Source organism: Fischerella thermalis PCC 7521, assembly GCF_000317225.1.
Classification (GTDB): Bacteria; Cyanobacteriota; Cyanobacteriia; order Cyanobacteriales; family Nostocaceae; genus Fischerella; species Fischerella thermalis.
On record NZ_AJLL01000066.1, the window covers coordinates 32519 to 57458 of the forward strand.

Below are 24940 nucleotides of genomic sequence, written 5' to 3' on the forward strand. Positions count from 1 at the left end.
AGTGGTGTGATAGGAGTAAACAGGATGTTAAGTCATGAACCATCTCAGAGTGTTGCAGCTGGACTATGCGATACTTATGCTTGGTTTTCGCAGCGTGCTTGGGTGGAAATTGATTTAGTGGCTTTAGCCCACAACGTCCAGCAACTACGCCAGTTCCTATCACCACGTACCCAGCTCATGGCGGTTGTGAAAGCTGATGCTTACGGACACGGAGCAGTCACAGTTGCCCAAACAGCTTTAGAATCAGGGGCAAGTTGGCTTGGTGTTGCCACTGTCCCAGAAGGAATTCAACTACGGGAAGCTGGGGTAAAAGCTCCAATTTTGATATTAGGTGCAACTCACACTCCAGAACAAATTCATGCGATCGCCCATTGGCAACTTCAGCCAACACTATGCAGTCCCAAACAAGCACTTATATTTTCTAATATCCTAGAAGCAAATTCTTATACTTGTGCCATACCTGTCCACATCAAGTTAGATACGGGTATGTCCCGCTTAGGAACCAATTGGCAAGAAGCTAGCGAGTTTGTGCAGCTAGTACAGAGTTTGCCACATTTAAAAATAGCTAGTATTTATTCGCACTTAGCAACCGCAGATAGTCCTGACCCGACTGTCATGCAACTACAACACCAACGCTTTCAACAAGCGATCGCTCAAATTAAAGCATTAGGATTAAAACCACCTTGCTTGCACTTGGCAAACTCAGCCGCCACCCTGACCGATAAAGCATTACACTATGATATGGTGCGTGCAGGTTTACTCATTTACGGACTTTACCCAGCCACACATTTGCGATCGCAAATTAACCTGAAACCTGTTTTGCAAGTCAGGGCCAGAGTCACCCAAGTCAAAACCATTGCTGCTGGGACTGGTGTGAGTTACAGTCATCAATTTATTGCCAAGCAAGAAATGCGAATTGCTGTTGTTGGCATTGGTTATGCCGATGGTGTTCCACGCAATCTTTCCAACAAAATGCAGGTATTAATTCGTGGTCAAAGAGTACAACAGATCGGCGCAATTACAATGGATCAACTGATGGTAGATATCAGTGCCTTACCAGATATACAAGAAGGTGAGGTAGTCACCCTACTAGGTCAAGATGGCAAACAACAAATCTCCGCTGATGATTGGGCAAATCAACTAAACACAATTTCTTGGGAAATTCTCTGCGGATTCAAGCATCGATTACCTCGTGTCGGTGTAATTTAGGTTCCCATTGTTTCCATTCAGTTTCCATTCAATTAGTTTCCCCAGCGAGTGGGGAGACAGGCGGAGCCAATCAAAAGCATGGCCCACGCAGAGTTTCCATTCAATTAGTTTCCCCAGCGAGTGGGGAGGTGGTTTCGTTTGGTGTGTTGCCGTCGTTGATGGTTTGTTTCCATTCAATTAGTTTCCCCAGCGAGTGGGGAGAATATATATATATAGAGCTACCGCTGGACACAACATATTGTTTCCATTCAATTAGTTTCCCCAGCGAGTGGGGATAGTCCTATTTTAAACCGTTACCCAGTAAGATTTCCAGAGCCGATTTCCGAAGTTCAGATAATTTACAGACAAAAACATCTCAATTCCTCCAAACAAAAAGCCTAAAACCCTTATGTACTAAACAACCGAAGTTCACAACACAAAAATAGGCATTTGCAGAATTTGGGCTGAACTTCGGTAGTTGCTCTTAATTCGTAAAAATTATTGCTCTAGACAACTTTTATGCTATGATAAGGAACTGATGCGGATGTGGCGGAATTGGCAGACGCGCTAGATTTAGGTTCTAGTGCCGCGAGGCGTGAAGGTTCAAGTCCTTTCATCCGCATTTTAAATTAACTAATGACAGTACAAAATTATTTTGTAGGCTTCTTTATTGCAAAGCCGCAAAGCTTACAGGGAATGAGTAGAATTCCAGAGCAGGGTGATGCTAATCCTAGCTGTTCTTTAGTAACTGTTCGCCAGAACTATTGTTTAGATATAGCCGAGAATTAGATATTACATTTATTTTTATTGCATAACCTATAGTTACGGATATGTCCAAATGCTAATACTGTTGCTCCTAACGTTGTAGCAATACGTTCACCATCTTCGCTGAGAAGGTTGTGGCCAGCAATTGCAGTTGTGGTCAGAAGCGCCAATCCTAAAACACCAGCGCCAATTACTATTCGGTCTTTATGACGACGACACCCTTGTGTCAAAGCCAACACACTAACGGGAAAGGCAAACCACAGCAGAAGACGGTGAAAACTTTCGCTACCAACAGAAGTAGTTGCTAGTGCAGGAAGGGCAACGAGCAAAATCGGTAAAAATAGACAATGAATTGCACACGTGGTAGAAAGTGCGATCGCAGCTTTATCCATGATCATCTGCATTCTTCTGCTATGCACTTTAATACTCCTTTATGCTGATGATTTTCTATTTATTAATTGGCAAAATTAGCTAAAATTTTGCATCTCGAGCAATATGCATATTCTTAATAAGAATAATCTCACAAAACCGACTAAATATAAAAGTTGTTTTGACACACAAAATCAACTCTCTTTATAGTTTTGCTGTTTTATTGTTGTCGTTCTTAATACTTGATTTTAAATTGTCTACAAAGTTTTGGATAACCTATGTTGAATAAAATAGTCAGGCGTCTAGTCTGCTAATTATTACTATGACTTCAATCTAACTGATTGCTACGAATAAAAGATTCTAAAAAGCTCTTAACTGTATGACTTAAAAGTAACAGTAATATTTACATGCTACCCTGTAATATTTATAGCCATACTGCCATCAAAAATATGGTGTTTAAAATAATATTATTTTATGAAAGCAAAACAAATTTTAATCTCTTTATGTATTCTATTTAACAATCTTTATCTGCCCCCATCTAGTTTTTCCTTTTCGTAATTTTTGTAGTGTGGTTCAATCACATTAGCATCTCTGACATGAATACTCAAAAACCCCACCTTAATCCTTGCCTTTGGTTAAACAGAGAAAGTGAATTTAGCTAGTCTTGTTTCTTTTTAGACACGCTTTACCTTATTTTCTGGGACTAAGAGGGGTTTTTCAACTATGCACGCAAGAGGTCTATTTTATGATGCACAGCCACAAACAGATTGACATTGAGTACAGACTTCACCGCTTTGATGGCTGTTTGCACAAGCTTCACAGCAGTAAGGTTTGCCATCTTTGATAATGGCATCCTCTATGGACACAACACATAGGCAAGAACCACAGGCGCATTTTACTTGGCTTACGGTTGTCATAGCCTTAGCTTCTCCTTATTTTTCGTGAGATCATTAAATAATTGGCAAAGCTAGCGATCGCACTGTCTTTGCTCAATCACAATTAAATATCAGTAATAACTGATATCTATCAATAATAAAGCTTTTTAGGACACTTTAATGATAGCTAAAACTAAAATTACCAAAACTCAAACAACTGATCTGAAAGTCAAACTATTTCGGGGTTTATCTGACCACTCACGTATGTCTATTCTTAATGCATTGCGTTCTGGTCCGCTGACTGTTAACGAGATTGTTGAGGCTACAGGACTCAGCCAGTCTAATGTATCCAATCACCTTGGATGCTTGCGCTGTTGTGATTTGGTGTTTCGTCAACAGCAAGGGCGTTTTGTATACTATCAACTCAGTGATGAACGCATAGCCAAGCTTCTTGATCTTGCAGATGAATTACTGGCTGATGTGGCTTTAGGTGTAAATAAATGCAACAATTACGGTTGAAGGAAAACCTATTGTCATTTCATCACAGCGATCGCACTCACTCTTGGTTTGGGGCTAGCTTACCAACTCAAATTTACGGTTATGGGCGTATAATTTCTTCCTTTCTCGTGCTAGATATTTACCACTTAAATCATAGTTACATTGAATACATACTATCATCTTTTAACGCGGAATACATGTCTTTAGTATCGCAAAAATAATTTAGGCGATCGCATTTGATTAAAAGATTAAGCTTTTGGAAAAATGTATTAAATAATACTTTTAATCATGTAAAAGGTAATACTAATATATAACGCAAACTAACTAAACCTTTGTCAAAATCATTAAGAATAGAGGCTAAGAAATATTATTGTTAACTAATTACTTAAGTATCTATACTTAGAAACCGTAAGATTGATTGAGCAGATGATGTTTGATATCATGTCCGACTAGTTGCTTATGATATAAAGCTTGGATATTGAGCATTGGGCATGGTGAAAAAATAACTCATCATCACCCATTACCCATTACCCTTACTGATTCGCGCTTACACTCATGGGAAAAACCCCATAGACGCGCTCATAGGCTTCCCGAAGGCTAGACCCTGCTGGCTCACCTATTACCGACCCTGATGGATAATAGTAAGTTTTCAAGCGGACATCATATCAGTAGCAACACTGAAAATAGCAAGTCTATGTTTGTAATTGAAGTTACTAATGTGACAGCTAAAATTACATAATATTTACTTAAGGGCAAATCGTTTAATCTAGTCTTCACATTTTTTTTGCTTTTTGCCGGAGAATGTTTGTTAATCTCAGTATAAGTAAGTAAAATAACTCTTACTTATAAATTGACGGTGATTTTATTATCAAAATATCAAGCTATCTTACTTTAAATTTAGTTACAAACAGACTCGAATAATTTTGTATCTTTTAATACAAGAAATTAAGTTTTATGCAGTTTTATTGTCCAGAGCTTCTGAATAAATATAGCTTAGACCCATCCAATTGAGCAACAAGTAGAATCACAATGAGCACAAGTCCTATAAGTAGCTACAGATTTTTTCAGAAACTACATCCCCTGTCTCTATTAGCACAGTTAACTAGTAGACGTGCTACGGGCTGCTTGCGAGTATATACTGACACAAATTCTTGGACAATTTATTTAGAAGAAGGAAAACTAACCTACGCCTCTTCTGCTGATAAATTGTTTGAGCGGCTGGATAATCAATTGCGACGTTTAAGCCAACAAATTCCGAATTTATTGGGTGCAAATCGTGTGCAAATGCGATTGATGTTTGACACCAAGAACGACAATCAAGCGATGCCACACGCAGATTATCAAGCTATTTGCTGGTTAGTAAATCAAGACTACATTACTCCTCCGCAGGCAGCTATTTTGATAGATGAATTAGCCAAAGAAGTGCTGGAGTCTTTCTTGACATTAAAACAAGGTAGCTATGAGTTTTATCGTGAAACTCCTTTAGACGAACTACCAAAGTTTTGTCGATTAGATTTACGATTATTAGTAGAACACTGTCAAAAGCAGTTACGAAATAAGCAAGAGCAATATCCAACAGTTAATACTGAAGAAAGTTCCCAAACTTTGCTGAAAACACCATCTCAAAGGAGGGTACAACCTCAAGCTCAGCCTGAGCAACACATAACAAAAGACAATCATAATTTTGAAAATTCAGATAGTATCCTTCATAGCCAGATTCCCTTACAGTCGGCGAAAAGGAGCTTATACACAGTAGCTTGTATTGATGATAGTCCAACAGTTTTAAATTCCATTAGAAATTTTTTGGATGAAAACACCTTTTCAGTTGTAATGATTAACGATCCGGTGAAAGCTTTAATGCAAATTCTCCGCAGCAAACCTGATCTAATTTTACTAGATGTGGAAATGCCAAATCTAGACGGTTATGAACTATGTTCTTTGTTGCGTAGGCATTCAGCTTTTAAAAATACACCTATAATCATGGTGACTGGCAGAACAGGATTTATAGACCGAGCCAAGGCAAAAATGGTAAGGTCATCAGGTTATTTAACTAAGCCATTTACACAATCAGATCTATTAAAAATGGTGTTTAAACATCTTGATTAATTGTGTGTCATCACAAAGAATGTAGTAAAAATTTGACTAAATAATTCTCTAGTGATACAGGTCTCCATATCTGTGGAACCAATCTAAAATCAAGCCACGTGACGCCAGGAGCTTTATGCTCTTAACCCGTCCACCGCAGTGGCTCCAAAATCCAAAATCTAAAATCTAAAATTGAAAGACTGTTTAGGAGATATAGGAGTGAGTCTAACTTTGCTTGGGACTATTTTGATTGTGGAAGATTCTCCCAGTGAATTGGAACTAATGAGCCACTACCTTAGAGAAAGTGGCTACAACGTTATTAAGACAACTGGTGCAAAAGAAGCATTAGAACAAGCTATTTCACAACAACCAGATGTCATCGTCACGGATGTCGTAATGCCAGGAATGAGTGGATTTGAGTTGTGCCGTTCTCTGAAAAAAAATCCTGCTACTCAAAAAGTGCCAATTGTAATTTGCAGTTCCAAAAATCAAGAAATAGATAGATTATGGGCAATGAGGCAAGGTGCTGATGCTTATTTAACCAAACCTTACACCCGCGAACAGCTTTTGCGTGCAATTAAATCAGTGGCGATTTGAATCAAATGAATAATTCAAAAATTACACTGGCTGCAAAACCAATTGATCATAACCAGGGAGACGGCTATCTCAGGTTTCAACTCAATAAACAAGCCCCAGCAGTTTTACCAATGAGGTATACACAAGAGGCAATTGTTGTACCTGTGGAAAGTATCACCTCTATGCCAAACATGCCCTCCTGCATACTTGGGTTGATGAATTGGCGGAGTCACATAGTTTGGGTAGTTGATCTGCCAAGGATGTTCAATTTAGAATCTTTAGACCATAGATTCCGCCAGTTCAACATCATTATTATTCGGGTAGAATCACTGCTTCTTGGCTTAGTTGTACAAGAGATCAAAGGTACAACTAAATTTATGCCCGATGAAATTCGCTCTCCTGTTGGACAAGTCGCCTCTAGTTTAGTTCCGTATCTGCGTGGGTGCGTTGTGCAACAGAAGGAAGTATTGCTGGTATTAGATGCACAGGCTATTGTCCAATCTTCTATTTTGCATGGTAACTAGGGTGTATTACTACAAGACGGTTTGTTTAGAGTTATTCTCCAACTATTGTGGGACACTATTTTATGTTTAATAAAACGGACGCGGCTAATAGTAGTGATATTGAAAATCGAAAATCAATGCTTCCTTCTCAAAAAGTTAAGGATAGTGTAGTAAAGCTCCCTGATTTGCCCAATAACGATCAAACAGAAACAATATCTCCCTTGAATCGTATCTTTGCTAGTTTTAAACGCTTGAGTTTGGGAACAAAAGCAACAGTACTAGCGATCGCCATAGGTACACTACCAGTATTGGGGATTGGGGTACTAGCCTATCAAATTACCAAGAACTCTGTCCAAAATAAAGCTTCCCAATTGCAGCAATCTCAAGCTGAAGACTTGGCAGACAAAGTTAACCGTTTTATGGTTGAGCGGTATGGAGATATTCAATTCATCTCTAATCTGCCGATGCTTGCAGATCCTCAAATTCGGGCAAACACTTCCCCACAAGAAAAACAAGCAATCCTAGACAGAATCATAGAGACGAGAATTGTAGATGGAAGCAGAATTTATGAAAGCATTGCTGTCTATGATTTAAAAGGTGACTTACTTATCCAATCGCAAGGAAAAGCCACTCCTAACGTTAAAGACAGTACTTTCTTTAAGACGGTACAGCAAAGCGATCGCCCCTATATCAGTCAACCAGAAGTATCACCGGCTACAAATAAATTTAGTATTTATATTGCCGCACCTGTGAAAGAAAATGGCACAGGTAATACGATTGCTATAGCCAGAGTACTTATGCCCGTCAAACCATTAGAAGATTTGGCAAGAAGTTATACAAAAACAGTAGAAGAGTATCTCTTCCTTGATAACTCCGGAAAAATTTTCATAGCGTCAGAACCAGACCACGTAAACAGCAACATCAAAACAGATTACCCAGATGTATATAAATCCCTACAAAAATTCAGAGATCAGACTGTCGTCGGATTAGATCCAGTTCACGGCGATCGCCGGCAGTTGTTGAGCTACGTACCTGTGAAACCACTCAAAGGTTTGCCAGATTTGCAATGGGAAATACTGCTGGCAACTAATACATCCACAGCATTTGCCGCTCAACAAGAATTATTACTGACTTTTGCCATCGGTACAGGGTTAACAGCAATCATCGTCGCAGCGATCGCAGCCTGGATAGCCAAACGAGCCACAGAACCAATTTTGGAAGCAACAGCAACCGTAGAAAAACTGGGACGGGGCGAACTCAACACCCGTCTGTATTTCCAAGGAGAAGACGAACTCGGAGTCTTGGTTGCCAACATTAACCAAATGGCAGCACAACTAGAAGCTTCACTCAAAGAACAAGAGCAAGATGCAGAGCGAGCCAAATTACTTGCAGATATTACTTTACGATTACGCAGAAGCCTGAAAGAAGACGATATTTACAAAACAACAGTTAGAGAAGTCCGACAAGCACTGAAAACAGATAGGGTAATAGTTTATAAATTTCACACCGATACCTGGGATGGGGCTGTCGTTGCTGAGGCAGTCAGTAGCAGTTTCCCGAAAATGTTAGGAGTACAAATAGATGATCCTTGTTTTCGAGAACGTCATGTCAATGCTTACAAAGATGGTCGAGTGCGGGCAATTACAAATATTTATCAAGACCCCAATTTGAGTAACCCTGACTGCTATATCAAAATGCTGGAAAGATTTGCAGTCAAAGCGAATTTGATCGCACCAATTGTTCATCAAGAAGAACTAGTGGCTTTATTGATTGCTCATCATTGCGACAGTCCGCGAATTTGGCAACAAACAGAAATTGATTTATTTAAACAGATCGCAACCCAAGTCGGTTACGCACTAGAGCAAGCCAAGTTGCTACAAGAACTAGAAAGCGCCAAGGTAATTGCCGAAAAATCTACCATAGATGAACGCCAACAAAAAGAAGCTTTGCAAATGCAACTGTTGGAACTACTCAGCAATGTCGAAGGTGCAGCTAGTGGTGACTTGACAGTACGTGCTGATGTCACTGCTGGTGAAATAGGCACTGTTGCTGACTTTTTCAACTCCATCGTTGAAAGCTTGCGGGATATCGTCACCCAAGTTAAAGTTGCTGCTAACCAAGTAAACCAGGCAATTGGCACCAACTCCGGGGCAATTCACCAACTCGCAGAAGAAGCTTTGGCCCAAGCTGCTGAGATTGACCACACCTTGAATGCAGTTGATCAAATGACAGCATCTATTCAAGCAGTAGCAGACAGCGCCCAACAAGCTGCGATCATTGCTCAAAACGCTTCAACTACTGCTGCCAAAAGTAGTCAAGCAATGGATATGACAGTGCAAAATATTCTCCACCTCCGGGAAACTGTGGGCGAAACCGCCAAAAAAGTCAAGCGTTTAGGAGAATCTACCCAACAGATTTCCCGCGTCGTGGCATTGATTAATCAGATTTCCATGCAAACCAACTTACTGGCAATCAACGCTGGTATTGAAGCAGCACGAGCAGGTGAAGAAGGACAAGGATTTGCCATCGTTGCTGAAGAAGTAGGAGAACTCGCAGCGCGCTCTGCAGCCGCAACTAAAGAAATTGAACAAATCGTTGAGAACATCCAACGAGAAACTAGCGAAGTAGTGCAAGCGATGGAAGTAGGAACTGCTCAGGTAGTGGAAGGTACGCGCATTGTTGAAGAAGCAAAAGGCAGTCTCAGTCAAATTTTGGAAGTTTCACGCCAAATTGACGCCCTAGTACAATCAATTTCTACCACCACAGCTTCTGGAGTTGAAACATCACAAATAGTTAGCGAATTGATGAAACAAATCGCGATCATTTCCAAACGCACCAGTGACTCTTCCTTACAAGTTTCTGAATCTCTGCAACAGACTGTGAAGATTTCTCAAAAGTTACAAGAAACTGTGGGTACGTTCAAGGTCAATTAATTTTGTCATTAGTTATTTGTCCGTGGTTATTTGCCCATGACAAATGACTAATGACAAATGATCAATGACTATTGACTATTAAGCGATAATACCAAGCAGATTACAAAAAAGCGGATTTATCCGTGGGGTCAATCCAAAATCCAAAATCCAAAATTTCAAATCGGATGACCAAGGACAACAACTATGTCACAGGACAAAGAATTAGAAATTCAGATGCAGTTTCTGGAGGAAGCAACAGATTATCTGAATACACTGGAGGGAATATTATTAGAAATTGAGACAAATCACCGCATAGCTCCAGACAAGATCAATGCTGCCCTCCGAGCTGCCCATTCCATCAAAGGTGGTGCAGGGATGATGGGGTTTCGCTCTCTTTCCGATCTCGCGCACCGTTTAGAAGATTCTTTTAAAGTATTAAAAACTCGAAAAAATTCTTTAGAAATTGATACTGAATTACAAAGTTTATTATTATCTGGAGTTGATTGGCTGCGGCAGATAGTCGAATTGCACTCAGAAGGAAATACCGTAGACGAGCAGTGGCTAAGTACTTTTTGTTACCCTGTTTTTGACGAACTGCATCAGATTTTGGGCGATCCGACCCCAGAAGACGCTTCAACTATCCTATCACCGGAAGATGACGGGCAAAACATTATACCCTTACTCTTTGAAACCGAGGTAGAAGGATGCTTGCAACGCTTAGAATCTGTCTTAGCAGATCATCAACAACCTTGCCTGAAAGAAGAACTTGCCATCATGGCAGCAGAGTTGGGTGGCTTGGGCGAAATGCTCCAGCTAGAAGCTTTTACTCAGTTGTGTGAATCAATAGCCCACCACCTAGATACTGCACAAGCAGACGAAATTGAAGAAATTGCCCGCGCCTCCTTAACAGCATGGCGGCGATCGCAAGCCTTAGTATTGACAAATCAACTAGATAGCTTACCAACAGAACTTGATCTAGAACAAACTTTCATCCAACTATCAACCCAGCCATCTACAACACAAGAATTAACTCCACAGTTTCAACAAACAGCAAGCACAGCAGAAGATGATGAGATTCTGCAAGCAGAAATTACCGCAGAAACTTGGCTGGATGAAGAAATCATCGCCGCAGACTTTGAAGCCTTAGAAGCAGCCTTTGCTGACGAAAGCAACTCTGTTGGTGATGAGCTAGGTGAGCCTACTCCGATTAATGCCAGAGAAATTCCGGTAACAGATTACAAATTTGTTGAACCAAAACGGGAAGCGATCGCTGCCAACAAAGACCGCGAAATTCAAGAAAATACCGTCCGAGTCCCTAGCAAGCAGCTCGAGCAAATCAACGACTTATTCGGAGAATTAATTATCCAACGCAACGGGCTAAACTTACAGCTAGAAAGACTACGTAAATTAATTCGCAATCTTAGTCAGCGCGTTCAAAGTCTGGAACGAGAAAATCAAGAACTACGCACAGCTTATGACCGAATCGCAACTCAAGCTGTGATCTCAGCAGAAATACCATCTTTGCCATTGCCAGGGGGAAGTGGCGATCAGCCTGCATTTGACTATGCTTACCAAACACAAGACATAGAAAGCAAGTTTGATGCTTTAGAAATGGATCGTTACAACGACTTAAACCTCCTGTCACAAGAAGTAATGGAAACAATCGTGCAGGTGCAAGAAGTCACTGCTGACATCCAACTCAGTGTCGATGATACCGATCAAATCGCCAGGAAGCTCAACAAAACCTCCAAGCAGTTACAGAGAAAGCTCACCCAAGTCAGGATGCGCCCTCTATCCGATATTGTCGATCGCTTTCCCCGAGCATTGCGCGACTTATGCGTGGAGTTTGGCAAAAATGTACAGTTAAAAATAGAAGGCGCTAGCACCCTAATTGAACGCAGTATCCTCGAGGCTTTAAATGAGCCATTAATGCACCTAATGCGAAATGCCTTTGATCACGGTATAGAAGATGCTGCCACACGGCGCGCCTGTGGTAAACCAGAACAGGGAACCATCGAAATTAAAGCCACTCATCAAGGTAATCGCACCATCATCACTATTAAAGATGATGGCCGCGGCATTTCCTTAGACAAAATTCGCGCCCGTGCTTTAGCTATGGGCTTAGATGCAACTCTATTAGCCCAAGCCACCGATGAAGAACTACTTTCCCTGATCTTTGAGCCAGGATTTAGTACTAGCGAGCAAGTCACAACTTTATCTGGCCGGGGTGTAGGTATGGATGTAGTTCGCAGTAATCTTAAACATGTACGGGGCGACGTCAAGGTCGATACCGTACCTGGGGTGGGAACTACTTTTACTTTATTAGTGCCATTTACTCTTTCTGTAGCTCGTGTGTTGCTTGTGGAAAGCAACCGTATGCTATTGGCATTCCCCACAGATGCAGTCTCGGAAATATTTCTCCTGCAAAATGAGCATGTTTTCCCGATGGCAGGTAGTGAAGTCATCAACTGGCAAGGAACCATGCTACCGTTGATTCGCCTCAGTCGCTACTTAGAATTTAATTGCTATCGCTATGACAACCCCAACCTAGAAACACCTCCAGCAATTAATGCTGCCAGCGTATTAATTATCGAAGGTAATAATCAACCAATCGCTATCCAAATTGATCGTTGCTGGGGTGAACAAGAAGTCGCTATCCGCCGTGTCGAAGGAAATATTTCTCTACCTGCTGGCTTTAGTAACTGTACAATTCTTGGTGATGGTCGAGTTGTGGCATTAGTTAATGTCAACGAGTTGCTTTATTGGATTGCTGCTAATGACCGTACACCCAGAACTAATCAACTACCATCAGCAAGGTTAAAGACTGTGTTCCTCACTCCGTCTGAGGAAAAAACTCTAGACTCATCAAAAGACCAAAAAGGAACAATCTTAATCGTTGACGATTCTATTAATGTCCGACGCTTTTTGGCCTTAACTTTGGAAAAAGGAGGATATTTAGTAGAACAAGCTAAAGACGGTCAAGATGCTTTAGAAAAATTGCAAAGTGGCTTAAAAGTTCAGGCTGTAATTTGTGATATTGAAATGCCACGCATTGATGGTTATGGGTTTTTAGGTCGGGTCAAATCAAACAATGAATTTAAAAACATACCAGTTGCCATGCTCACCTCTCGTAGTAGCGACAAGCATCGACAACTAGCAATGCAACTAGGTGCAAGAGCGTACTTCTCAAAACCTTACAATGAGCAAGAATTATTGAGAACACTCGAAGAAATTATTTTTCCTTTGGCGGAAGCAAATAAAAACTAAGTTCAGTTAGTGCGAGTAAATAATAATTTCATCTTACAACTGACTGAATAAATAGAAAAACTTTAAAATCTATATTTTTACATTAGATCTCTGGCATAAATTCTCAAAACCCCCTTCATTCCCCCATTTTGGCGGCAAGACAAGGAAAAACTTTTAATATTGGAGGGTTAGGGTGGGATAAAAAGATTTTTGCAAGAGGTCTTTTGTATACTACCGCTCTAATTAATATTTACAACATATTGTTATAATATTGTGTCTACTTTACTATCAGTAATAACCTCAAAATTTTCTGTAAACAGAGGATTTAATGGGATTTTTGTCTATTGCCTAAAATCTAAAAAATGATATAACTTATACTCAAAGCTCAGCAATACTAGTATCTAAACACACAAAGTTTTATCTGGATTATTCTCTCAAGTTCAACTAGAAAACAGAATAGACAGTCATGCTGTAAACAAACAAGGGAGTCCATCTAGAGTTTTATGTATAACTGTGTCTACCTACTAGTTAATTGATTTGAGTTATTAATCCAGAAAAATTACTTATGAGTAATCCATTTAATACTGCTAGCAAAAGTAAAAATCCCAATTCATCATTTTCTTTATCTCCATCTCAGCTAATGATTGACAGTTCTAGAGTTTCAAAATCAAGCAATTTAAATATTGCCAATTCTCTGCAAAATTACAAATCTTTTTTTAAATGGTTTTATAAACTTAGTCTTAATCGTAAACATTTAATTGCTTTAATTAGCTGTGAACTTGTCTCTATTTTAGGTATAGCTGTAAGTACAAAATTATTTATCAATCAAAGTTTGCGAACTCAACTAATTGAACAAACTAAATCAGAGTTATTAGTTAGTGAATTTAATTATTATACTAAATTTAATCAAATGAGTTTTGGCTTACGAAGCCCATCAGAAAATGCAGCTATAATCACAGTACTTAATCTGTATAATTCTGGTGAAGGTTTAGATCAGAAATGGCAAACAGTAATTAAACCAATTTTGAAAAATAAAACTCAGACTCTCAATGTAGAGTATGCCACTTTAGTTGGAAAAGACTTAAAAATTATTGTCAATGCCAATGCTAATCGTCAAGGGGAAACTTTTAACCCCAGCAACTTAGTGAAAGAGGCTTTAAAAACTTCTCAAGCAATTAAAGCTACTAGAATAGTTAGTGGATCAGAAATAAGTCGAGAATCTCCACTTATATCAAATAAATTTGGGAAAAAAGATGCTTTAATTCGCTATTTGATAACGCCTATAAAAGACCCCAAAACAAAAGTAGTTATCGGCGCTTTAGTGATTGGTGATATCATGAACAAACAAGATGCGATCGCTAGAGAAACTCTACAAGCATTGCCAGCAGGTTATCATGGAATTTATCTACATAAATCCAATGGAGAATTTACCCTTGTAGGTTCCCAACTACAAGAAGAATCCAATAATTTGCATCAAATCAAACCCCAAATAGAATTACCTCTAGAAAGTAAATCTTTATTATCATTATCTGAAGCAGCTGCGGTTAATCCAGGAACAATAGTAACTAAACATGTGGTTTTGGGTAACAAAACCTACATTATGGCAGCTAAGGCTTTGCCTAATACAATTCTGGGAGAAGATAATAGAACTAAAGCTGTTGATCACACACAGCCACTAGCTATTTTAGTACGGGGAATTCCTGAGACATCTCTCAATAACTTATTAACACAAAGTTGGTTACTACAAACGGTTTTAGTTTTTGTAACTTTCGTTTTAATTGGTATTTGGGCATTAATTTTGAAACGTTCAATCAGCAAACCAATTTACGATTTGCAGCAAACCGCTCAAAAATTTACCGCAGGCGATCGCCATATCCGCGCTCAAGTTTTCGCTGATGATGAAATTGGTCAACTAGCTGTCAGTTTCAATCAAATGGCAGACATAATCATACAAGAGTTGTATAGTCAAGAAAACGATACAAAATTTACACAGCAACTCCAGCAAATCACAACCCATATTCGAGAGGTACTTAGTAGTCAAACAATCCTCAACACCGCAGTATCAGATCTACGAGATGCCCTACAAAGCGATCGCGTACTTTTTTATAATTTAAATGGACATTGGCAAGGTAATATCATTGCTGAATCAGTTGCTGAGTCTTGGTCAACAGTTTTAGAAGAAAATATTTCTATTCCCTATTTTGGAGAAGAGTATTCTGATGAATTAGAAATAGGTTCTGTGAAAACAGTCCATAATATCTACGAAAATAATTTAAGTCAATCATACCTCCAACAACTGGAATCCCAAGCAGTCAAAGCATATCTAATCACACCTGTTTTTATTAATAGAAAACTATATGGTCTTTTGGTGACTCATCAGTGTTCCCATGAACGCCATTGGCAAGATAGAGAAATTAATTTATTTAAACAAGTTGGCATTCAAATTGGTTATGCTCTAGAACAGGCAGAACTAATTCAACAAATCGAACAAAGTCATCAAACTGCACAAATATCTTCTTGGGAAGAACAGCAACACAAACAAGCCCTACAAAAGCAACTATTAGAATTACTTGAAGATGTTGAAGGTGTAGTTCGAGGTGACTTGACGGTACGTGTTGATGTGAATGAAGGCGAAATAGGTACAGTTGCCGACTTTTTCAACTCCATTGTTGAAAGTCTACGGGATATTATCATCAAAGTAAAAGTGTCAATCATGCAATTAGATGAAGTGATTGGTAGCAACGAAACAACAATCCGCCATCTTACACAACAAGCACTGACACAAACTACCGAAATTAGCCGCATTGTAGATGCAGTTACTCAAATGACTGTGGCGATGCAAGCAGTTGCGTCTAGCGCCCAGCAAGCTGCACAAGTTGTTAACACCGCCGCGAACACCGCCACCAAAACTGGAGAAGCGATGGATACAACAGTAGAAAACATCTTGAATTTGCGGGAAATCGTGGGCAAAACAGCCAAGAAAGTTAAACGTTTGGAGCAATCTACCCAAGAGATTTCGCGTGTAGTGGCATTAATTAACGATATTTCCATGCAAACCAACTTGTTAGCCATCAATGCAGGTATTGAAGCAGCACGTATGGGTGAGGAAAGTCAAGGTTTTCTTGTGGTAGCCGAAGAAGTTAGCGAACTAGCTGCGCGTTCAGCACAAGCAACCAAAGAAGTAGCAGAAATTGTTGAAAATATTCAACAGGAAACCAACGAAGTAGTGGAAGCGATGCAAGAGGGAGTGACTCACGTTGTCAAGGGAACACAGGTAGTTGAAGATGCCAAACATAGTCTGAATCAAATCCTAGATGTTTCACGACAAATAGATGCTTTAGTGCAGTCAATTTCCACCGCCACAGTCTATGGAGTCCAGACATCGCAAACAGTCAGCGAATTGATGAAACAAGTTGCTACTACTTCAAAATCAACTAGTGAATCATCTGTGCGAGTTTCTGAGTCTCTACAAAAAACGGCGAGAATTTCCCAACAATTACAGGAAACAGTAGGTACTTTGAAAGTGAATTAAATTGTTGAAAATAGGCAATAGGAAGTTCTTGCCGTTCTACCGTTTCAGTAGACACTTCGTGTCTACATTCTTCATCTGCCTCAAATGATCCGAGAGACAATGGAAATAGGAGAATTTTCAATCTAATTGGTGGCAATACCATTGAACAGCGAACCAGTACCCCAAAATGTTTCTAATTCTGAGCGATCGCCGTCTCAAATCTGGCTAGCTTTATTGAGTATAGCATTGGGCTTGATAATGTTTACGCTGGATAGTTCCACAGTCAATATTGCCCTACCTACGATTACAAAAGCTTTCGATACTTACCTGGCTGTCTCTCAATGGGTGATTATCAGTTATCTAATTGTTGTTACTACTGTGATTTTCAGCGCTGCTCGTTTGGGTAATATGCTTGGCAGGCGAAAGTTATTCCAAACTGGGTTAATCCTGTGTACCATCAGTTCATTACTGTGTGGATTAGCACCAGGAATTATTTGGCTGATTGGCTTTCGAGTTTTGCAAGGATGCGGTGCTGTGCTAATTGTGGGATTGGGGATGGCAATTATCTCTGACTTGTTCGCTCATAGCCCACAATATGGCTTAGCCCTTAGTCTTGCAGTGATGACGCTTTCTGTTACCTCTGTTTTAAGCCCAGCAATCGGTGGTTTACTGGTTACGCTTGGTGATTGGCGAGCGATTTTCCTAATTAATCTTCCCATCGGGATAATAGCCATTTTGTTATTCGCTTGGTGTGTTCCGCCTTCCCAAAATAGCCGTAGTCCTCAAGAAAACTTTGATACATTAGGAACAATTCTGCTGGCGTTGGTGATGCTTAATTTTGCCTTAGCGATGAGTGAAGGGCAAAAACAAAGCTTTAATAGTGCGATCGCCCTTATTTTACTGATTACGACCATCATCGGTTTAATTGTTTTTGTTTTGCTTCAATCTCGGATCAGACAACCAATCATTGACTTGTCTTTGTTTCGTAATCACATTCTTAGTATCAAGCTGTTGACTATGGTTGTGGTTTACATAGTCATGGCAGCTCGGTTGCTGATCTACCCATTTTTCTTAGAACTAGTTTTGCAGTATCCAACTAATCAGGTGGGAATGTTAATGATCACCTTGCCGATCAGTAACGCCATAATTGCACCTATATCAAGGCGTTTAGTCGATAAATTTGGTAGTGGTCGTTTGATTCCGATTGGTCTAATTTTGTTAGCATTTGGCTGTATGCTGGCTAGCACCTTTAATACCCAATTAACACCCTTAGGTTACGTACTCACAGATATAGTCATGGGTGCAGGTCTAGCGATGTGGCGATCGCCCAACAATGTAGCAACCATGCGTATTACTCCTCAAAACAAAATTGGTGTAGTTTCGGGATTGTTAAACGAATCGTCTCTGCTGGGTCAAACTCTAGGAATTCCCTTTGGATCAGCTCTATTTATCACATTAGCTCTCAGTAATATTAACTTACCTCGTACCACACCACTTGCATCTATGCCACTTCTACCATTAGTCTTTGCCATGCACAGGACTTTTTTGATTTTGGCAATCTTCCTGGGAATTATGCTTGTTGTTAATCTCTTGTTTCAAACAACACACAATTCATCTAATAAAAATCCTGAAGCATTAATTTCTTAATAAAGCTCTTTGAGTTAGAAGAGTATGTTCAGTCTAAAGCTGGTTTATAAGGTTTGATGAAGAAAGGCAGCTATGCTGAAGGCTTAATAAAAATTTATACAAAATCAAACAAAAGTGCTTTCTCATACTTTACGCCAGGAAGGACAAAAAAAATATCATCTACTGTAGTACTTTGAAATGTAATGTAGTGAAAATCTATTATCATGCTTGAACCAGCAGAAACCGTAAAAATCTTTCAAAAACAGCCAACAATCAAAAAATTTTCCAGTGGTCAAACTATCTTTACAGATGGTGAAGTCGGAGATTGCATGTATGGCATTTTATCTGGAGAAGTAGAGTTATATGTCGATGGCAAAGTGGTGGAAACTATTCACGCGGGAGATGTATTTGGTATGGGAGCATTGGTTGTACCAGAACAAACCAGAGCATCGACAGCAATTGCGAAAACCGACAGCGAATTAGCTATCTTAGACCGAAGGGGTTTCCTGTTCGCTGTGCAAGAAACACCTATGTTTGCACTACTTGTAATGCGAAGTTACTCAGAGCGTTTGCGTACTTTAAAGCGTTCTATTTAACACATGTTTTCGAGCAGTCAGTTATCAGCTGATAACTGGTAAAAGTAACGAACCGCAAAGGACACAAAGAACGCAAAGAAAGAGGTTGAACCGATTTGTCCAGGTTGTTTTACTAGTTATATGGGGTAAACTTTCTCTTCGCGTCTTTGTGGTTGGTTTTTTTAACCCTCAAAATTCAAGACCCCCGACTTTTTAAAAAGTCAGGGATCTGTCCCCTCGCAACCTCTTAGAACTTACGCAGGGTAAATCCGCAGACGCCGATTTGGTTCTTCTCCAAAGCTATGGGACTTTAAGCGGTAGTGTTCTACCAACTCATGCTGCATTTTCCGCACTTGGGGAGAACGGGGCAATAATTCCACCGGTTGTCCTTTGGGAATAACGATATTTTCAACTGCTAATCTAGCTTCTTCTAGGGCGTCAATTTCGTCATCACTGGCGCTGTGGAGAAATAATTGCAGTTCGCGATCATCAGTCACCTCTGGATCATCGATGTTGAGTAATCGCCGCAAGCCACGGGTAATTTGCGGTATGGTACTAGATTTAATCATGTGGATTGGCACTTGCCGGGCTTTGGCTATTTGCCTCAATTTGGCGTGGTTTTTGACGTGCGATCGCAGTGCCAAAATCGCATCAGCACTATCAATATCTTTTGTCAAGACCACCGGTAGATTCAACACCTCTACTACTTGTTCTAATTGACCACGGCTAACACCATAGGGATAAATGTGTAGTGGCAAATCTTCACCATTGGGCCCTGCTAGTTTGCTATCAGCCTCATCAAAGTCACCAAAGTAATTAAAAGATTCATCCAGTAACCGATCAAATTCGTTTTGTCTACTCAGTTTTGGTGGTTCTGTGGTAAGTGGTGGTAATGGTTGCATTTGCCCAGATGCTCGCCAGCCGTTTGACTGTCGTGCCGGTAAAAATGATTCTTCTTTGGCGAGAGTTTGGGAACGACCGTTCAAAGGTGTTAACTGACGTGTAATCTTGACTTTGCCACTTTCATCAACGGTTCTCACCTGGGGACTAGGTTGATGTCCTCTGAGTAGACTATCTACTGTATCAGACACACTTTCATGGACTACCCAACGTTGCCGTTCCAGCATTTCTACGGCAATCTCGAAAGTGGGAGGCGCTTTGCGTTCCAATACAGTTTTTTGGCTACCTCTACGTCTGGCTTCATCATCTCCTAATGTCACAGCTTGGATACCACCAACCAAATCCGAAAGGGTGGGGTTTTTGATTAAGTTTTCAATTTGGTTTCCGTGGGCAGTACCTACTAACTGTACACCCCGCTCGGCAATGGTGCGAGCGGCTAAGGCTTCCAGTGCAGTGCCAATTTCATCAATGACAATGACTTCAGGCATATGGTTTTCCACAGCCTCAATCATCACTTGATGTTGTAATTCCGGATGAGCAACTTGCATCCGCCTGGCTTTACCAATTGCTGGATGGGGAACATCACCATCACCAGCGATTTCATTAGAGGTATCAATAATCACCACGCGTTTGTTCAACTCATCCGCCAAAACACGAGCAATTTCCCGTAAGGCAGTGGTTTTACCCACACCCGGGCGTCCCAGCATCAGAATCGATTTACCTGTTTCCACTAAATCGCGAATCATGCCGATGGTTCCAAACACTGCTCGACCGACACGGCAAGTTAAGCCAATAATCTTACCGTTGCGATTACGGATGGCACTGATTCTGTGCAAAGTTTGCTCTATTCCTGCTCGATTATCTCCGCCAAAGTTCCCCACTCGCTGGATGCAATCATCAATGACGTTCTGAGTGACGGGTATTTCACTCAGATACTCGGCTTGATCAGGGAAGCGGGCCTCTGGGCGACGCCCCAGATCTAAAACCACTTCCACTAAACTATCTCGTTGGGGATGCTTCTCTAATATTTGCCGCAGGTCTTGGGGCAAAATATATAACAATTTTTGGAGATCGTCTGTAATCGTCATGCTTATTATGGTGACGTTTTTAGAGATAGCGAATGTGCTTGTATGGACACGAGAATTTACCCCGTACCCTTACTGCTGTGACTTGAGCTGGGAAACAAGAGAATGGGCAAGTCCAACAGCTTGCCAGAGCAATTCTGGTTCATCTTCTAGGCGGACAGTTGTTTTGACACTGGTGTCATTCACCTCCCTGATTTCTAACTCTTCTAGAATTGGTGACAGCAATACACGGGCGTAACTACCGTAGGCGACTCCGGAAATATATGATGGGGTGGTGGGGTGGTGGGGTGGTGGGGGTACCGAGTTCCCCATCGCCCCATCTCCCCATCCTCGTAGGAGTCCCATCGCCTTTAACTTGGCAACGGTATAGTTATTAGTGCCGCCTGCTAACTGCACGTATCCCGGTAGATTTGCTGCCAAGACTTTTTGCCCTAATTTGACTGCGGCTGTGGTGGTGCCATCACCAATATCACCACTCATCGGCCGTCCATCGGTTTGCCAAATCAAGGTAATTTTATGGGTCGCGATCGCATCATACAGGGCATGTAGGTAATCAATCATACCCTCTCCATCTGGACAACTAATTGCTACTAACTGCAATTGTTCAACCCAGGGTGAAATTGTTTGCCATAATCGCTGAAATTCTGTCAAACGTCCTATTTGTGTATGAATTTCTATGGCATCTACCCCAGTTGATAAAATTAATGGTGCGATCGCTTCCGGTTTGATCACGTAAGAATTTGTATAAATTTTTTCATATGGACATATAGGAATGCAACGACCACAACCGTAACATTTTTCGGGTATAACTCCCGAAAACAGCTCTGGTTTATTGCTAAACTTTATTGCCTGTGCTGGACAAATTTTTTCACATGGTCTGTGGCAATTTGGAGGACACTCTGTATAATTGATTTTTGCTTTGCGAAAATGCGGATCTTCGCCATCGTTGAGGCTAACCATCAAAAGCGGCAACTTACCTTTTTTGCCAAAGCCTCGTGCTTGTGCATCCTGGGCAAGTTCAGCTGCAACCTGTAGGGCCTCTCGAACTGCGGCAATTACAGCTGGATCGGCAGCCACATCTATACAGTCAGCGCCGGCCAGTGTGTAGGCCAATGTTAAACTTCTGACCGCAGGCAGGTGTTGAAAGCTGGCTCCGCAAATGAGCTTGAACCAGTGCCCTTCTTTAAGGGATTGTAAAGGGTTGAGGTGATCAGTCACATTATCTATTATGCTATGTGACAGAAAAATGTTGTAGGCATTTGCCTAATTTAATTGGGTTTGTTTGAGAGGAATTTCGATCATAAATTCTGCTCCTCTTCCTCGTGATGAAGCACAAGTGAGTTTTCCTTGATGCTTTTGCACGATAATTTGGTAACTAATCGCCAATCCTACTCCACTACCTTTGCCTGGTGGCTTGGTAGTGAAAAATGGGTCAAATATTCGCGAAAGCACGGATTCACACACACCAGGGCCATTGTCAGCAATACAAATCTTTACAGTATCTGAGGTTGTTAGCATCGTGCGAATGTGAATGCTAGGTAATTGGTAATTGGTAATTGGTAATTGGTAATTGGTATTTTCTGGCTCATAACTCTCTTCTAAAGCATCGATCGCATTATTCAACAGATGCATAAAAACTTGGTTGAGTTCACTGACGTAACAAGTCACTAAGGGTAAATTACCATACTCTTTTACTACTTCAATTGCAGGGCGATCTGTTGTTTGTTTGAGTCGGTGTTGCAACATCACCAAAGTACTATCTATACCTTGATGAACATCGACTCGCTTCATTTGCGCTTCATCGAGTCGAGAGAAGTTTTGTAGAGCTTCAACTATAGAACGGATGCGTTCTGCTCCTCTAAACATTGCACCCATAAGATTTTGTTGATCATTGATCAAAAAATTTAAGTCTATTTGCTTGACTATTTCTTGAATTCTTGGAGTGGGATTTGGATATTCCTGCTGATAAACTTCAATGAGATTTACCAAATCCGATACATATTGACTAGCATATTGGAGATTACCATAGATAAAACTGATAGGATTATTAACTTCATGAGCAATCCCTGCTACCAACTGTCCTAAAGCTGCCATTTTTTCTTGTTGAATCATTTGCACTTGAGAAGCTTTCAAATCATCAAGAGCTTTTTGCAGTAGAGTATTCTTTTCTTGTAATTTATTTTGTAGTAAACATAAATTGAGTTGATTTTCTATTCGCAAGACAACTTCTACTCCATGAAAAGGTTTAGTGATATAATCTACACCACCAACATCAAAAGCTTGAGCTTTGTCTAGAACATCATCGAGAGCACTAATAAAAATAACTGGAATTGGGCGAGTTTTCTCATTAGCTTTTAACTGTCTGCAAACTTCATAGCCATTCATTTCTGGCATGTTAATATCTAATAAAATCACATCTGGTAAAACCATTTGACAAGCAGTAAGTGCCATTTTGCCGCTCAAGGCTTTACGCACTTCATAGCCTTGTGAAGTCAGCATTGCTGACAAAAGACGCAAGTTATCAGGAGTATCATCAACTACCAAGATATTTGCTTTGTAATCTCTTTGTGGAATCAAATGCATTTTGGGAATATGAATAATTAAACAGGCACAAAGTAAGGTTAGGTGCAATATTCGGTTTCAATACCTTCAGCTGTTACTTTCATTTCCATTGAATGAGCAATGCCAATCATTGCTGGTACTAAACCAAAATTTTGTTGATTTTGCTGCATAAGTTGAACAAAAGATTTATCAATTTTTAGAGCATTTAAAGGAAATTTATGTAGATAACTCAAAGAGGAATAGCCTGTACCAAAGTCATCCATAACTAATTTAATTTTACGTTCTTGTAATTCATCAAGATTTGTTTTAGTATTATCACTTGTATCCATTAGCAAATTTTCTGTAATTTCTAGTTCTAGATTGGTAGGATTGATTTTAGTTATATCAATAATTTTATCAATAATAGCAATGAAATTTGTTAAGGTAAATAAACGTGGTGAAAGATTGACGCTAATATTGAGATTATTTGTTAAACGAGGATGATTTTGTAAGATTTGCAAAGTCTGACAAGCTGATTCTAGTACCCAAAAATTAATAACATTAATTAAGCCTATTTCTTCTGCTACTGGGATAAATGCAGTAGGATAAACTAATCCTTTTGTAGGATGTTGCCAGCGAATCAAAGCTTCAAATCCAGCAATTTTACCTGTATTTAAGCAAATAATTGGTTGATAATGAACGACAAATTCTTGGCGCTCTACAGCCCTTCTCAGGTCATTTTCTAATTCTAAAATTTGGATGACTTCCTGATGCATAGCAGGATAAAAAACATGGTATCTACCTTTTCCTAGAGCTTTAGCACGATACATTGCTGTATCGGCATCTCGTAGTACATATTCTGGTTTTTCATAGTTATTAGTTCCCCAGTTAATACCAATACTTGCGTTAATAAAGACTTCGTACCTGGACAATTGAAATGCTAATGATAATTTTTCGAGTATACTTTCAGCTACTTCAATTGCTATATTGATATCGGTAATCTTTTCCAGGAGAATAGCAAATTCATCACCGCCAAATCTAGCTAAAGTATCAAATGGGCTGAGAGATTCTTGTAAACGACTAGTGATTGCAATTAGTAATTCATCTCCTACTAAATGACCAAGAGAATCATTCACAATTTTGAAGCGATCGCAATCTAACAACAAGACAGCAAAACAATAATTAGATTCTCGCTTGGCGCGATTGAGAGCTTGTTCCAATCGCTTGAGAAATAAAACTCGGTTTGGTAGTCCAGTCAGAGAATCGTGTAGTACTATTTCCAACAATTTATTCTGTAACTGCTGGCGTTGATTCATTTCTTGTTGGAGTTTATGCAGAGTCTGTTTGAGTTCCCAAGTGCGTTCTTGTACCCTGTTTTCTAATTCGGCGTTGAGTTTTAATATTTGTAACCGCGCTGTTCTTAACGCCAGTTGGTTTTCTATACGCACTAAAACTTCTTCAAATTCAAAGGGTTTTGTGATATAGTCAACCCCACCTATCTGAAAAGCTTTTACCTTATCAAAAACATCATCTAAGGCGCTGATAAAAATTACAGGAATATCAGCTGTTTGCTGACAAGCTTTCAAACGCCGACAGATTTCATAACCATCAACTTCTGGTATCATGATTCCAGTAAAATCAAATCCGGTGATAAAGTTTGGCAAGCAGTAAGTGCCATTTGCCAG

General features: G+C 40.0%; 16 protein-coding genes, 1 tRNA gene and 1 pseudogene. 12 read left to right on the plus strand and 6 right to left on the minus strand.

Going from position 1 to position 24940, the window contains the following annotated elements:
- Nucleotides 1-24 precede the first annotated feature (24 nt).
- The 3 genes from alr to UYK_RS26185 all read left to right on the plus strand — a co-directional run bounded on the left by alr (nucleotide 25) and on the right by UYK_RS26185 (nucleotide 1977).
- A complete protein-coding gene (alr, locus tag UYK_RS0114455; RefSeq protein ID WP_009457044.1) occupies nucleotides 25-1209 on the plus strand; it encodes an alanine racemase in 1185 nt (394 codons plus the stop codon).
- A 519-nt stretch (nucleotides 1210-1728) separates the two neighbouring features.
- A tRNA-Leu gene (locus tag UYK_RS0114460) sits at nucleotides 1729-1810 on the plus strand.
- 14 nt (nucleotides 1811-1824) lie between these two features.
- On the plus strand, nucleotides 1825-1977 hold the full coding sequence (locus tag UYK_RS26185) for a hypothetical protein (RefSeq protein ID WP_016871643.1): 153 nt from the start codon (nucleotides 1825-1827) through the stop codon (nucleotides 1975-1977).
- Here UYK_RS26185 and UYK_RS0114470 read toward each other — a convergent pair.
- Nucleotides 1974-2372, minus strand: a complete 399-nt coding sequence (locus tag UYK_RS0114470; RefSeq protein ID WP_009457043.1) for a MerC domain-containing protein — start codon at nucleotides 2370-2372, stop codon at nucleotides 1974-1976. The genes UYK_RS26185 and UYK_RS0114470 overlap by 4 nt on opposite strands.
- A gap of 693 nt (nucleotides 2373-3065) precedes the next feature.
- Nucleotides 3066-3239, minus strand: coding sequence for a metallothionein (locus UYK_RS25130; protein ID WP_071588125.1), 174 nt, complete (start codon nucleotides 3237-3239; stop codon nucleotides 3066-3068).
- A gap of 138 nt (nucleotides 3240-3377) precedes the next feature.
- Between UYK_RS25130 and UYK_RS0114480 the strand changes: the two genes are divergently transcribed.
- The 9 genes from UYK_RS0114480 (at nucleotide 3378) to UYK_RS0114525 (ending at nucleotide 18750) form a co-directional block, all read left to right on the plus strand.
- Nucleotides 3378-3716 (plus strand): ArsR/SmtB family transcription factor, encoded by a 339-nt coding sequence (locus UYK_RS0114480; RefSeq protein WP_009457042.1) that lies wholly within the window; start codon nucleotides 3378-3380, stop codon nucleotides 3714-3716.
- 1008 nt (nucleotides 3717-4724) lie between these two features.
- The gene (locus UYK_RS0114485) at nucleotides 4725-5801 is read left to right on the plus strand and encodes a response regulator (RefSeq protein ID WP_009457040.1); all 1077 of its coding nucleotides are present in this window, start codon (nucleotides 4725-4727) and stop codon (nucleotides 5799-5801) included.
- Nucleotides 5802-5999: 198 nt separating this feature from the next.
- Entirely contained in the window at nucleotides 6000-6377 is a 378-nt protein-coding gene (locus UYK_RS0114490) for a response regulator (RefSeq protein WP_009457039.1), read from the plus strand.
- 5 nt (nucleotides 6378-6382) lie between these two features.
- A complete protein-coding gene (locus tag UYK_RS0114495; protein ID WP_009457038.1) occupies nucleotides 6383-6880 on the plus strand; it encodes a chemotaxis protein CheW in 498 nt (165 codons plus the stop codon).
- A gap of 62 nt (nucleotides 6881-6942) precedes the next feature.
- The gene (locus tag UYK_RS0114500; protein WP_026086474.1) at nucleotides 6943-9792 is read left to right on the plus strand and encodes a methyl-accepting chemotaxis protein; all 2850 of its coding nucleotides are present in this window, start codon (nucleotides 6943-6945) and stop codon (nucleotides 9790-9792) included.
- A gap of 183 nt (nucleotides 9793-9975) precedes the next feature.
- Nucleotides 9976-13038 carry a hybrid sensor histidine kinase/response regulator gene (locus UYK_RS0114505; RefSeq protein WP_009457036.1) on the plus strand — a complete coding sequence of 1021 codons (3063 nt, stop codon included), beginning with the start codon at nucleotides 9976-9978 and terminating at the stop codon, nucleotides 13036-13038.
- 544 nt (nucleotides 13039-13582) lie between these two features.
- Nucleotides 13583-16549: a methyl-accepting chemotaxis protein gene (locus UYK_RS0114510; protein WP_016871647.1), complete on the plus strand. Its 2967-nt coding sequence runs from the start codon at nucleotides 13583-13585 to the stop codon at nucleotides 16547-16549.
- A gap of 141 nt (nucleotides 16550-16690) precedes the next feature.
- Entirely contained in the window at nucleotides 16691-18175 is a 1485-nt protein-coding gene (locus UYK_RS0114515) for a DHA2 family efflux MFS transporter permease subunit (protein WP_235182336.1), read from the plus strand.
- A 203-nt stretch (nucleotides 18176-18378) separates the two neighbouring features.
- Nucleotides 18379-18750: a cyclic nucleotide-binding domain-containing protein gene (locus UYK_RS0114525; protein ID WP_009457029.1), complete on the plus strand. Its 372-nt coding sequence runs from the start codon at nucleotides 18379-18381 to the stop codon at nucleotides 18748-18750.
- A 233-nt stretch (nucleotides 18751-18983) separates the two neighbouring features.
- Here UYK_RS0114525 and UYK_RS0114530 read toward each other — a convergent pair whose 3' ends face one another.
- The 4 genes and pseudogenes from UYK_RS0114530 to UYK_RS24270 form a co-directional block, all read right to left on the minus strand.
- Nucleotides 18984-20717: a R3H domain-containing nucleic acid-binding protein gene (locus tag UYK_RS0114530; RefSeq protein WP_009457027.1), complete on the minus strand. Its 1734-nt coding sequence runs from the start codon at nucleotides 20715-20717 to the stop codon at nucleotides 18984-18986.
- Between the two features lie 69 nt (nucleotides 20718-20786).
- Complete coding sequence (gene ldpA, locus UYK_RS0114535; protein WP_009457025.1) at nucleotides 20787-21932, minus strand: circadian clock protein LdpA; 1146 nt, start codon at nucleotides 21930-21932, stop codon at nucleotides 20787-20789.
- A gap of 45 nt (nucleotides 21933-21977) precedes the next feature.
- Complete coding sequence (locus tag UYK_RS0114540; protein ID WP_009457023.1) at nucleotides 21978-23297, minus strand: hybrid sensor histidine kinase/response regulator; 1320 nt, start codon at nucleotides 23295-23297, stop codon at nucleotides 21978-21980.
- A 50-nt stretch (nucleotides 23298-23347) separates the two neighbouring features.
- Nucleotides 23348-24940 (minus strand): annotated as a pseudogene (locus UYK_RS24270) (GGDEF/EAL domain-containing response regulator); the annotation flags it as partial.

Bases quoted from the DNA above. Each gene is read 5' to 3' on its own strand.
- UYK_RS0114530 (WP_009457027.1), bottom strand. From the start codon at position 20,717: ATGACGATTACAGACGATCTCCAAAAATTGTTATATATTTTGCCCCAA.
- alr (WP_009457044.1), top strand. From the start codon at position 25: ATGTTAAGTCATGAACCATCTCAGAGTGTTGCAGCTGGACTATGCGAT.
- UYK_RS0114485 (WP_009457040.1), top strand. From the start codon at position 4,725: ATGAGCACAAGTCCTATAAGTAGCTACAGATTTTTTCAGAAACTACAT.
- UYK_RS0114540 (WP_009457023.1), bottom strand. From the start codon at position 23,297: ATGCATTTGATTCCACAAAGAGATTACAAAGCAAATATCTTGGTAGTT.
- UYK_RS25130 (WP_071588125.1), bottom strand. From the start codon at position 3,239: ATGACAACCGTAAGCCAAGTAAAATGCGCCTGTGGTTCTTGCCTATGT.
- UYK_RS0114510 (WP_016871647.1), top strand. From the start codon at position 13,583: ATGAGTAATCCATTTAATACTGCTAGCAAAAGTAAAAATCCCAATTCA.
- UYK_RS0114505 (WP_009457036.1), top strand. From the start codon at position 9,976: ATGTCACAGGACAAAGAATTAGAAATTCAGATGCAGTTTCTGGAGGAA.
- UYK_RS0114525 (WP_009457029.1), top strand. From the start codon at position 18,379: ATGCTTGAACCAGCAGAAACCGTAAAAATCTTTCAAAAACAGCCAACA.
- UYK_RS0114500 (WP_026086474.1), top strand. From the start codon at position 6,943: ATGTTTAATAAAACGGACGCGGCTAATAGTAGTGATATTGAAAATCGA.
- UYK_RS0114480 (WP_009457042.1), top strand. From the start codon at position 3,378: ATGATAGCTAAAACTAAAATTACCAAAACTCAAACAACTGATCTGAAA.
- UYK_RS0114495 (WP_009457038.1), top strand. From the start codon at position 6,383: ATGAATAATTCAAAAATTACACTGGCTGCAAAACCAATTGATCATAAC.
- UYK_RS26185 (WP_016871643.1), top strand. From the start codon at position 1,825: ATGACAGTACAAAATTATTTTGTAGGCTTCTTTATTGCAAAGCCGCAA.